This window comes from Microcoleus sp. Pol12A5, from assembly GCF_036701435.1.
Lineage (GTDB): Bacteria > Cyanobacteriota > Cyanobacteriia > Cyanobacteriales > Microcoleaceae > Microcoleus.
The window spans coordinates 18,701-29,620 of record NZ_JAUBQU010000081.1; the positions used below are offsets into that span (position 1 = coordinate 18,701).

12 protein-coding genes are annotated in these 10,920 nt (G+C 43.4%); 9 read left to right on the plus strand and 3 right to left on the minus strand.

All coding sequences use genetic code 11. The features are described 5' to 3' along the window. Window positions 1-192 precede the first annotated feature (192 nt). The 6 genes from QUA45_RS19835 to QUA45_RS19860 all read left to right on the plus strand — a co-directional run bounded on the left by QUA45_RS19835 (window position 193) and on the right by QUA45_RS19860 (window position 6,260). A complete protein-coding gene (locus QUA45_RS19835) occupies window positions 193-1,332 on the plus strand; it encodes a glycosyltransferase family 4 protein (RefSeq protein ID WP_333094490.1) in 1,140 nt (379 codons plus the stop codon). Window positions 1,333-1,836: 504 nt separating this feature from the next. Continuing rightward, window positions 1,837-2,466: a hypothetical protein gene (locus QUA45_RS19840; protein ID WP_333094489.1), complete on the plus strand. Its 630-nt coding sequence runs from the start codon at window positions 1,837-1,839 to the stop codon at window positions 2,464-2,466. Window positions 2,467-2,503: 37 nt separating this feature from the next. Continuing rightward, window positions 2,504-2,884 carry a glycosyltransferase family 4 protein gene (locus tag QUA45_RS19845; RefSeq protein ID WP_333094487.1) on the plus strand — a complete coding sequence of 127 codons (381 nt, stop codon included), beginning with the start codon at window positions 2,504-2,506 and terminating at the stop codon, window positions 2,882-2,884. Window positions 2,885-3,013: 129 nt separating this feature from the next. After that, a complete protein-coding gene (locus tag QUA45_RS19850; RefSeq protein ID WP_333221925.1) occupies window positions 3,014-4,384 on the plus strand; it encodes an O-antigen ligase domain-containing protein in 1,371 nt (456 codons plus the stop codon). Between the two features lie 443 nt (window positions 4,385-4,827). Next, on the plus strand, window positions 4,828-5,622 hold the full coding sequence (locus QUA45_RS19855; RefSeq protein WP_333221926.1) for a WecB/TagA/CpsF family glycosyltransferase: 795 nt from the start codon (window positions 4,828-4,830) through the stop codon (window positions 5,620-5,622). Between the two features lie 194 nt (window positions 5,623-5,816). Next, window positions 5,817-6,260, plus strand: coding sequence for a DUF4079 domain-containing protein (locus QUA45_RS19860; protein WP_333094484.1), 444 nt, complete (start codon window positions 5,817-5,819; stop codon window positions 6,258-6,260). Between the two features lie 81 nt (window positions 6,261-6,341). On the opposite strand, the gene QUA45_RS19865 is transcribed toward QUA45_RS19860, so the two are convergent. Next, on the minus strand, window positions 6,342-7,250 hold the full coding sequence (locus tag QUA45_RS19865; RefSeq protein ID WP_333094482.1) for an alpha/beta hydrolase: 909 nt from the start codon (window positions 7,248-7,250) through the stop codon (window positions 6,342-6,344). A 40-nt stretch (window positions 7,251-7,290) separates the two neighbouring features. Between QUA45_RS19865 and QUA45_RS19870 the strand changes: the two genes are divergently transcribed. After that, complete coding sequence (locus tag QUA45_RS19870; RefSeq protein ID WP_333221927.1) at window positions 7,291-7,449, plus strand: hypothetical protein; 159 nt, start codon at window positions 7,291-7,293, stop codon at window positions 7,447-7,449. A gap of 172 nt (window positions 7,450-7,621) precedes the next feature. Here the strand turns inward: QUA45_RS19870 and ubiG are convergent, their stop codons facing one another. Next, window positions 7,622-8,467 carry a bifunctional 2-polyprenyl-6-hydroxyphenol methylase/3-demethylubiquinol 3-O-methyltransferase UbiG gene (gene ubiG / locus QUA45_RS19875; protein ID WP_333094480.1) on the minus strand — a complete coding sequence of 282 codons (846 nt, stop codon included), beginning with the start codon at window positions 8,465-8,467 and terminating at the stop codon, window positions 7,622-7,624. Window positions 8,468-8,695: 228 nt separating this feature from the next. Here ubiG and QUA45_RS19880 point away from each other — a divergent pair, with 228 nt between their 5' ends. Further along, window positions 8,696-9,427, plus strand: a complete 732-nt coding sequence (locus QUA45_RS19880; RefSeq protein ID WP_333094479.1) for a TIGR04283 family arsenosugar biosynthesis glycosyltransferase — start codon at window positions 8,696-8,698, stop codon at window positions 9,425-9,427. Between the two features lie 14 nt (window positions 9,428-9,441). Here QUA45_RS19880 and QUA45_RS19885 read toward each other — a convergent pair whose 3' ends face one another. Continuing rightward, window positions 9,442-9,594 (minus strand): hypothetical protein, encoded by a 153-nt coding sequence (locus QUA45_RS19885; RefSeq protein WP_333221928.1) that lies wholly within the window; start codon window positions 9,592-9,594, stop codon window positions 9,442-9,444. 1,057 nt (window positions 9,595-10,651) lie between these two features. Between QUA45_RS19885 and QUA45_RS19890 the strand changes: the two genes are divergently transcribed. After that, a partial coding sequence (locus QUA45_RS19890) for an IS630 transposase-related protein (RefSeq protein ID WP_333221929.1) occupies window positions 10,652-10,920 on the plus strand: 269 nt, incomplete at its 3' end.

Sequence of the window (10,920 nt, forward strand, 5' to 3'; positions counted from 1 at the left end):
TTATCAATGCAACGACAGTGAAGTTTTGGCAGATAGATATTGGGGTGTTGCGAACAGTCGGTCGGTTGGATTCTATGTAAACACCAGGAAAGCGGTAATTAATATTCACCCGCCCCTCTTTCCTTTTGGGCTCTAACATCAGTGCTGGTAGCAGTGCCGAATGCGATTCCAAGTCTTAAGCGGGACTTAAAAATGAAAATCACCTTTGTTCTTCCTACTCTGTCTCTAACTGGTGGAATACGAGTAATATCTATTTTCGCAGAACTTTTGAGAAAGCGAGGACACTCCGTGTTCGTCATCTCTGTACCCCCTCCCCAGCCGAGTATGCGCCAGCAAGTCAAGTCGCTGCTGCGGGGACGGGGTTGGATTTCTCCACCAGAAAACGAACCCTCATTTTTCGATAACTTAGGTGTAGAACACAAAATTACCGATCGCTACCGCCCGGTAGAAGATAAAGATGTACCTGACGCTGATGTAGTAGTGGCCACCTGGTGGGAAACCGCCGAGTGGGTAGCTAAACTATCTCCTAGCAAAGGAGCAAAAGCTTATTTTATCCAGCACCACGAAATTTTTGACTATCTACCTCAAGGAAGAGTAGAAGCAACTTGGATGCTGCCCATGCACAAAATTACGATTTCTGAGTGGTTAGTTGAGCTAGCTAGGACTAAATATGGCGATCGTCAAGTTTCCTTAGCTCCTCCTACGGTGGACACGAAGCAATTTTACGCCTGTCCTCGCAACAAACAATCGGTTCCTACAGTTGGTCTAATGTACTCTACAGTCTACTGGAAAGGAACTGACATCGCCCTCAAAGCTTTTTCCCTAGCGGCAGAAAAGATCCCCAACCTGCGTCTGGTTGCCTTCGGTACAGAGGCCCCATCCCCGGAATTGCCGCTACCGGCAAATGCCGAGTATGTAATTCAACCCGACCAAGACAAAATCAAAGACTATTACAGCAAATGCGATGCATGGCTGCTGGCGAGCCGCTCAGAAGGCTTCGGCTTGCCTATTATCGAAGCGATGGCGTGCCGCACTCCCGTCATCAGTACCCCAGCAGGCGCTGCTCCTGAAATTTTGAGCGGGGGTACTGGCATACTTGTAAGACCTGAAGATCCCCAAGAAATGGCAAAAGCCATAGAGTCTATCTGTCAGTTGCGAAATTCCAAGTGGCAAGCCATGTCTGAAGCAGCCTATGCCAAGGTGAACAATTATACGTGGGAAGATGCCACGGATCATTTTGAAGCCGGCTTGAAAGTTGCTATAGACAAATCTAAACAGCGCGACGTTAAGATAGTTTCGTTTTCTCCCTATGGAAAAATTCCGGTTGGCTAACTGCTGCAATTTGAAATTCGGCGCTACCCGCGTTTTCGGCGCCGGATTTCTGGGCAGAAACTCAATATCCTTTGGTGGAGTGCTTCTGCCACAAGTAAAATAAATTGCCCGTGTCCTGTTTTCTACGCAGCAGTCTCGACACGAATTCTGAGCGCAGGGAGGAAGGAATATTGGTTATAAATTGATCTGCCAAAATCTGAAAAAGAGTGCAAAGGAGGTTTTAAGGCTGGCTCCGTTACAGGTTAAACTTGTCTAGTCGTCACACATCTGCCAATTTGTAATTGGGAAAAGTCCCTGACGACAAAGTAAGATCGATCGGCTCGACTATCGAGTTACGATCGCCTCCAACACAGATCCGCACCCCGCAGAAAAGCCAAGCAAAGGCTGGTAAGTGCCAACTTGCTTTAAGGATAAGGAGGAGTTTTAACCAGTATCAATCTTCAGCATCTATTCAGGAAAGTTACTTTTGTCCTGCCTACCCTTAGTCTTAAAGGTGGCATGAGGGTGTTATCTATCTACACAGAACTGCTGCACAAGAGAGGATACAAAATATTTATTGTCTCTATGCCCCTGCCACAGCCGGCTTTAATCCAACAATTGCGATCGCTGCTGAGGGGTAGGGGTTGGAAGTCCGCTCCTAAAACACAAAAGTTTAACTTTGACAAGGTGGATGTCGAAAGTCGAGTTATCGAAACCAACCGTCCAATTAGTGACCTTGACGTACCTGATGCCGATATTGTCATGGCTACTTGGTGGGAAACTGCCGAGTGGGTGGCAAAACTCTCTCCGAGGAAAGGAACGAAAGTATATTTTTTGCAACATTATGAGGCTTTTGACTACGTACCAAAAGGTCGAGTAGAGGCAACTTGGCGGCTGCCGATGCACAAAATCGCTGTGGTCCAGTGGCTAGCCGACATAGCTCGGAATGAATACGGCGATTTGTCTGTATCTCTCGTCCCTCCTACGGTGGACACCAAACAGTTTTACAACCCTCTGTCGCGAGGGAAGCAGCCCCGAGGCAAGCAATTAGTTCCCACAGTCGAGCTGTACTTTAATACAACTCCTTGGAAAGGCTGCGATCTTGCCCTAAAAGCTTTCTCTCTAGCTGCTAAAAAATTTATAACGTTCGTTTAGTTGCATTTGTTCCAGCCACGATAGTTCTAATCCCAATTTGCTGCATGAGGGTAATGAGTATAATAAAGAACCTACTCAAGACCAACGAACAGATTTTTACAGCAAATGCGATGCTTGGGTGTTTTCCAGGAGATCCGAAGGCTTCGGCTTGCCAATTTTAGAAGCTATGGCTTGCGGCACTTCAGTCACTGGCACTGCTTCTGGTGTGGCTCCGGAACTACTTGCTGGCGGGGGTGGCATACTTGTCAAGCCAGAAGATCCAGAGAATATGGCAAAAGCGATCGAGCAGATTTGTCAGTTGTCTGATGCCGAATGGCGCGCAATGTCCGAGACTGCTTTGGAAAGGGTGATAAATTATACTTGGGAGGATGCAACTAATCTCTTCGAGGCGACACTGTACACTGCTTTGGAACTTTAGGCACAATTAACGAACAAGACGTAAAATTGAGGTTGATGTAAAAGATTGGGGTGGGGCGATCGTTTAAACGAGAATTTTTATCGGGCAATGTGAGTTGTCTTTCTATAATTTTACTGCCAAAAAATACCTATGGTTGCATTAATCCCACTTGCTATGTTCGGCTTTATTCCAGTCGTTTTTTACCTGTTTGTGAGGTTTCCGGCTCAACGGGCAGTAATTATAAGTTTTGTAGCAGCGTGGCTGTTTTTGCCGCAAGCTTCTTATCCAATCCCTTCATTGCCACCGTATACCAAAATCTCCGCAGCTTGCTACGCCATTTTGCTGGGGACTCTGATCTACGATACGGCGCGCCTCACATCTTTTAAGCCGGGTTGGCTGGACGTGCCAATGGTAATTTACTGTTTGTGTCCAATTTTTTCACAAGTTAGTAATGGTGGCAGCCCCATTTCTCCGACTATCAACCAAATCGTTACTTGGGGTCTGCCTTATTTTTTAGGACGCTTGTATGTGGGCAATTTAGGCGGGCTGCGACAATTGGCGATCGGAATTTTTGCAGGTGGGTTAGCCTACATTCCTTTTACTTTAGTTGAAGGAGTTAGGGGCCCAATTCTCCACCAAATGATTTACGGCGTCAATGCCTTTGACGACTGGGGTCAAGCAAGGCGTTTGGGGGGGTGGAGACCAGTAGTGTTTATGCAGCACGGTTTGATGGTGGGCCTGTGGATGATGACAGCCGCCTTAATTGCTGTTTGGCTGTGGCAAACGGGGACGCTTAAAAAGTTTATGGGCCGTAACATCAAGACTTTAGCAATTATATTAACTATCGCTTTTTTCCTGTGCCGTTCAACAGGCGCCTACAGTTTATTTGTAATGGCGTTGCTAGTATTATACTCTGCCAAGTTTTTTCGCACCTCTTTGCCATTGCTATTTATAATTGGATATATAGTGTTTTATCTGTATGTGGCTGCATCGGGTCAATTCTCGAGCAAAGACGTGATTGGATTCATCAATCAAGTATTTGGCGAAGAACGAGCTGCCTCTTTGAAGTTTAGATTTGACAATGAAGAGATATTGGGGGAAAAGGCGCGGCAAAGATTTATGTTTGGCTGGGGAGATTCGGGGGGTAACCGCGTGTATAACGAATACGGTGATGATGTCTCAGTTACCGACAGCTTATGGATTATTGCATTTGGCGTCAACGGTGCAGTCGGTTTGGTTAGTTTATTTTCTTCCTTGTTACTTCCTGTTATCGTCTTTTCCTTGTTCAAATATCCCGCCAGAACCTGGTCTAATCCTAAAGTAGCACCTGCAGCCACCCTGGGAATAGCCTTAACTATGTACGTGTTTGACTGTGTTTTGAATGCTATGACTAACCCGATTTTTGCGCTGATTGCAGGAGGAATATCAGGTCTGGTCTTAAAAGCTCCAGAAAGTCTTAAGGCCAAGAAAACCAGTTCCCCACCAAGAAGACAGTCGCTGGTTCACCAAAAATCATCCTGATTTTCGGAAATGCGATCGCTGCTTCACTTTAAGCTTGACACTATCTTGCCAGTCCTGGAGACAACAACTAAAAAATCTACCACTTTTGGATGAAATCCAGTTCAGAAGTTGCGACATAATTCTCACTAGGTTAAAATTTTAATCTCATAAACTATTTTTTACATTCATTTGCAATGCTTCAACAAGTATTAGCAGGGGATGGCCTTTTTCTTGAAAATGTGTTGCGAGTTATAAACTTAGAAAATGGGCTTTATACACTTTTTCTAAAACGAGCTGATTCTTTACATAATCTTTAAACATACTCACTAGACAGGCAGGGTGTAGGAGGATATACTGATAAAAGTATGTTCGCTGAAGCACCCAAGTAGTTAAAACACGAAACTGTATTGTGGGTGATAATAGTTTGAGTTGTAGTTTAATATAAAGCGGGAAGGGCATCATAAATGAAAACAGTTAATTTATTGAATGTCTCGATAGATAACTTGTCAATCACAGAGTTGTTTGAAAAACTCGACTGCGAAGGTGGTGTCGTATTTACACCCAATGTAGACCACTTGATTAAGTTGCAGTATGACCGCGATTTCTATGAAGCTTACAATACATCTACTTATAGAGTCTGCGACAGTCAAATATTGATGTATGCCTCCAGGTTTTTGGGTACTCCTCTCAAAGAAAAAATTTCTGGTTCTGATTTGTTCCCGGCATTTTATATGTATCACAAAGATAACGAGAAGATTAAAATATTTTTGCTAGGAGCTGCTGAAGGTATTGCTAGGAAAGCCCAGGAAAAAATTAACCAAAAAATTGGAAGAGAGATAGTAGTTGAAGTACTTTCTCCTTCTTTTGGCTTTGAAAAAAATGAAGAAGAATGTGAAAAAATAATTGACGAGATAAATAAATCAGGAGCTACAGTTCTCGCCATAGGAGTGGGAGCTCCCAAGCAAGAGAAGTGGTTGATTAAATACAAGAGCAAATTAACACACGTCAAAATATTCTTAGCCGTAGGTGCAACCATTGATTTTGAAGCTGGTTGCAAAGCAAGAGCTCCCAAATGGATGAGCGAAGTCGGCATAGAATGGGCGTACCGACTGTTAAGTGAACCGAGAAGGTTGTGGAAAAGATATTTGATTGAAGGTTTGCCTTTTTTCCGATTAATCTTAGAACAAAAATTAGGGTTTTATAAAATGCCTTTCATGGACAGCAAAACCACCAATCTAAAATGGGAAGGTGGCTCCTAAAAATGGCAGCGACAAATCTCTAGCGTAAATTAAGCTGAGTATCAGAGAAAGTGCGTTTGACTTCCACGCAAGACTGATGCCATCTGTGGATAGTCCGATCGCACTTTCTCTCAAAATAATTCATTTTTGCTTTCAAATCCAGGTAAAATCGGAAAGAAACCTTTTGTGGAAAATCCTAATTAGGGATGCAACCGATGAATCTGCCTTCTTTCTTGTGGTTGTGGAAAATAGCGGCTTGGTCAATGGGTGTTTCCCTGTTGGCTTATCTGTTGCTGGCCGTTACTGGAACGTGGATGTTTGCCGCTAGGAGTACCAAACAACCGCGCCCAAAATGGCTGCGTCCCTTTCATTTAGCCACTGGTGCAGGGATGGCGACTTTGGTAATTTTACTGCTGGGAATTGGTGTAGTCGGTACGCTAGGATACTACGGCAATTTGGGTCACTCGGCTCATTTACCTGCCGGGTTAGCTGTTGTGGCTTTGGTGTTGGTTTCTGTTGGAAGCGGGCTGCAAATTGGTCCTAAAAATCCTTGGGCGCGTCCCCTCCACATCGGCACTAATTTGGCTTTGTGTGGCGGATTTGTGACTGTGTTGCTCACAGGATGGACGATCGTACAAAAGTATTTGCCGAAAGTTTGAAACCTGTCTATTTGACCTCAAACTATACCAACTGTTCCAGGGAAAACATATATGTAAGGTGCGCCGCAGCGCACCCTAGGTTTATTTTTTTTGCGTGAGTCCGCTTTGGGTGATGAATTCTAAAATATGCTGCGCGGTAGTCTGTGGCTTTTCTAAGTGGGGAACGTGCCCGCAGTCGGGTATCCAGATTAGTTGAGAATTGGCGATCGCCCTTGCAAACTTTTCCGCATCCGCCGTCCCCAAAATCCGGTCTTGCTTTCCCCACAAAATCAGAGTCTGCTGCTGAATTTGCGGTAATTTTTCCCCAAAACCTCCGTAACCGCCGCTTTTGGTAAACGCAATTAAAGCTTGATTCCAGTTGGGCATTTCCAAGTGCAAAGCAGCACAAGTTTGAGCGTCTTGAGAAGCCAAATTTTTATCGAAATAAGCATTGACGCTAATTCGCTGGCGAATTTTGGGATTGCGTAAAAATGAAGTAGCCAGATACCCTAAAGGAGGAATTAAAAACTTTCCCTTATTAGAACTGATGGCAAAACCTGCGCTATCTATTAACACTAATTGTTTCACAGCTTCGGGATAATTGAGAGTGAAATCAATTGCGGCTGCACCTCCCATTGAAGCACCGACTAAGATTACAGGCTGCGAAATTAGCGTTTTCCAAAAATAGTAAAGATGACTTTCAATTGCCCTCGCGCTGAATGCCAAACCAGCCGCTCTTTCTGTAAAGCCGAAACCCAACAAATCAACCGCCCAAGTTTCATTTTCAGCAGCTAGCAGCGGCAACAGGCGGCGGAATTCAAACAAGGAACTGTCGAAGCCGTGAATTAGCAAAATCGGTGTGTTTCCGCTGCCTTGGCGCACGTAGGTTGTGGCAATTGGCTCAGAAGATAGGGGAGTAGTAATTGCCTCCCGTTGAATGCTTTGGGCTAAAGCAATTGAGGTAGATTCTGTGAGTTGTGCGATCGATTTTGGCAGAAAACTTGCTGGCATAATTCTTGATAAATTGTGAATCGGTAGGGGCGATGCCACTGTGTTCGCCCCAACATTTAAGTATATATGCTTGCTCGATCGCTATTTGAGGAGTTCGGGCGAGTCATTAAAATTCGATCGATACTCAGTATCCCTCAGCCCCGGCTTAGGTTTGTCGTGCGATCGCCAATATAGCACTTCTCAATTGCCCGCAATATAGTAAGGATACGGCCTCGTGCCTACGAAATATGTGTATTGCACTCAACAGCATAAGGTTTACCGCTGCGTGCATACCCTCAAAAATGGAATAGAGGCGGGTTGGAGACGGATTTGTCGATCGCAAAAATCCGTCTCCACCTCGCCCCAAATGGCAAAAGTTAACAATTAACTGATTAATTCTTCGCCCCAACGCCAACATACATAATCGACCGATCCTCATTAATTTTGATTTTAAACAACCCAGACTTTTTGTAATCCATATAGTTAGCTAGATTCGATGTTAGAGTTTGAGATATTTGTTTAAAAATACCAGCCGACGGAAACACCTGCTTGCCGCGTGTAAAATCTTCCCAAAACCCGTGCATTGCGACTAACATAGCACCCATTTCTCCAAACATATCAAAACCTTTAATTTCAATCTTGCCAAAACCAATATCTTGCATTACCACAGACAGTTCATCCGGCGTAATAAATTTTTCCCAATCGTGAACGCCCCGCTTGATTTCCTGCAATGTATTTTCCATCAGTCCAATCATCACAATTTGCGAGGAAAAAGTTCGGTTAATTGTATCAAAAAAGAACAGTCCCCCAGGCTTGAGAATCCTGTGCACCTCAGACACAACTTTTTTGTAATCGGCTACGTGTTCCAAAACATCCACGCAGATTACAACATCAAATGTATTGTCGTCGTAGGGCATATTTTCGGCAAAACCTTGCCTGTAGTCAATTTCAAAACCGCTGGTAACTGCGTGATCTTGAGCTGCTACAATACATTTCTCCGATCGATCTATTCCAGAAACAATAGCGCCTCTCTCGGCCATAAACTCGCAAGAAAAGCCACCCCCGCACCCGACATCTAAGGTTTTTAGCCCTTGCCAATTAGTCGCGTGTCGGTCGAAAAACTCAAATCTGGGTTTGTTTAGATGGTATAAGGCATAAATTTTAGCATTTTCGTCCCACCAATTATCGGCATTTTCATCATAAAATTCTAAATCATTTTTTACTTCTGTTTTCTGCACGATTTTCTCAGTCCTGATTAGTGGAAAATATATAGGGCGATTGCACTTTTGCATGATTTTATAGGACTGACGCCAAAAAACCAATTTCTGTGAAAAATCTGAAGTTTCGTGACGAGTTGGCACGCAGACACTGGGTTTCTGAATCCGCGCGCGTAAGTTCTATTTTTTCGTTAGTTGTGAATCGCCACAGTTGTTTATTATAATAGCTCTGGCACAAATTTAAACAAGATGGATCGCGTTTCTATTATCATCCCAGCCCTCAACGAAGCGACTTGTCTGAAACGCACCCTCCGCCAACTCAGTATTCTTAATCCTCCCGCTTGGGAAGTGTTGGTGGTAGATGGCGGCAGTCAAGACGATACAGCGGCGATCGCACTTTCGGCCGGCATCCGCGTTATTTCTAGCACTACAGCCGGACGTTCCTTGCAAATGAACTTAGGTGCTCTTGTCGCCACCGGCGAAATTCTGTGCTTTCTCCACGCCGACACTTTAGTTCCAGACGACATTGTAGCAGTTATCCAGAAAACATTGTCCGATGCCGAAATTTCCGGTGGCGGGTTTATCTCCCTGATGGCTGGTTCGCAGCAAACAAGATGGGGTTTTTCCCTCCACAATTACCTCAAAACTTATTACGCGCCACTGTTATTTCGACCTCATTTATTTTTCAAAGGATTGCGCCTGCTGTTTGGCGACCAAGTTATTTTTTGCCGCCGTACCGATTTTTGGGAATGCGCCGGTTTCGATGCAGCGCTGCCAATTATGGAGGAAGCGGATTTGTGTTTGAAACTAGTGCGACGGGGGAGACTTAAGTTAGTCAATCGGGTAGTGGAAAGTAGCGATCGGCGAGTTGCAAATTGGGGCGAATTTAAAGCAATTGCGATCTATCTTTCGATAGGTTTTTTGTGGGGTTTTGGCGTTTCTCCCCGCTATCTTAAGCAGTTTTATGAAGACATACGCTAAAACAAAAAATTAGATTAAATTCCCATAATGTACAGGCTGTAATTTTTGGGCATAACTTTCTGCACCAGGTAAATAATCGCCCAACAACCGTACAAATGACCTGTCACTAAAAAGCCGAGCTTCAGCAGCGGAGATACGAGGCTAATAAACTTATAAAACGCTAACAAAACCTATTTCAATACCGTCTAATCCAGGAGGAGATATAAAGGGAATGAATAAGCAGACAATATTGTGATTAACCCAGATACTCTATTTACTGGGAACTGCGATACTCTTAGAAAATGCGAGGATGGACAATACGAACAAAATTGCGTATCTTTGAGAAGATTAAAAAAAAACGAGCGGAGTAACCATCCCTCAGAATTAACTCCACTTATCAGGTAATATTCCCAAATGCTCGCTACATAAAAGAGGATAGTTGCTCCTAAATTTGGCATTTTTCTGCGTTCGAGAGTTGAATTCTTTCATACGAACCGCCCAAAAATAAACTTGTTGAAAATGGCTAAATCTAACTAAAAATCCAGCCAGCGCTCGATCGAAGATAGAGGTATCGATATATTTGAAAGCGCTTAAGTAGAAGAATATTGTAAAAAGTGTTTGAATTGTTAATCCCAAAGCCAAAAGTTTTCTGGGTTCTAAAAATTTTAATTTCACGAGAAGCCACAACCAGCCGTAGCATTTAACAATCACAACGATGAAGTAATAGGGAAACTTCACCCTTGCCTCTCAGGATATCTGTGAGTAATGACAGTAAATCAAATTTTTGCAGTTCCCCCAAAATATTTAAGATGTAGAAAGCTCTTGACGAAAACAGATAGGGGGGTATAATTTTTGACAGTATTTTTTTTTACTACCAGTGCGGGATTATTTTGATTTTCCAGTTTGTTGGTGAGAAAAAAACGGCTCAACATTAAAATGCAGGTACGCCAAATAGTTGTAATGTATCGATCGCGACAAATTGAATGCTGCGATCGCCAAAGGCGAAGAAGCCAGCATGAGTAATCACCACACTGAGGATCGCTAAAGCTCTGATCTAATCAAATTCAGCGAACCGATTAGAAAGTTTTTTCATCGTAAAAATTAGACTGTAAAAATTTGAATCAAATTAGGAATTTTTTGTTTGATGAGTAGGATATCATAAAATGTTATAGTCATTTCAAATAAGTATGAGACTTTTAAAAAATGAGGTAAAATGAAAAAAAAATCGTTAACCAGTTAGGGAAAATGTCTTACAGCATAGATTTGAGAAAAAGAGTAGTGGACTATGTAGAAAATGGCGGTCGTATCGCCCAAGCTGCTGTCCTATTTAAGGTAGGAAGAGCAACGATATATCGGTGGCTCGGTCGGTCAGACCTTCAAGCTACAAAGGTAAAAAGACGTAAGAGAAAACTAGATTGGCAGGCATTGGAAAAGGACGTTAAAGAGAATCCAGATGCCAGATTAATCGACAGAGCCAATAAGTTTGGAACCAGACCCAGTGCCATATCTTATGC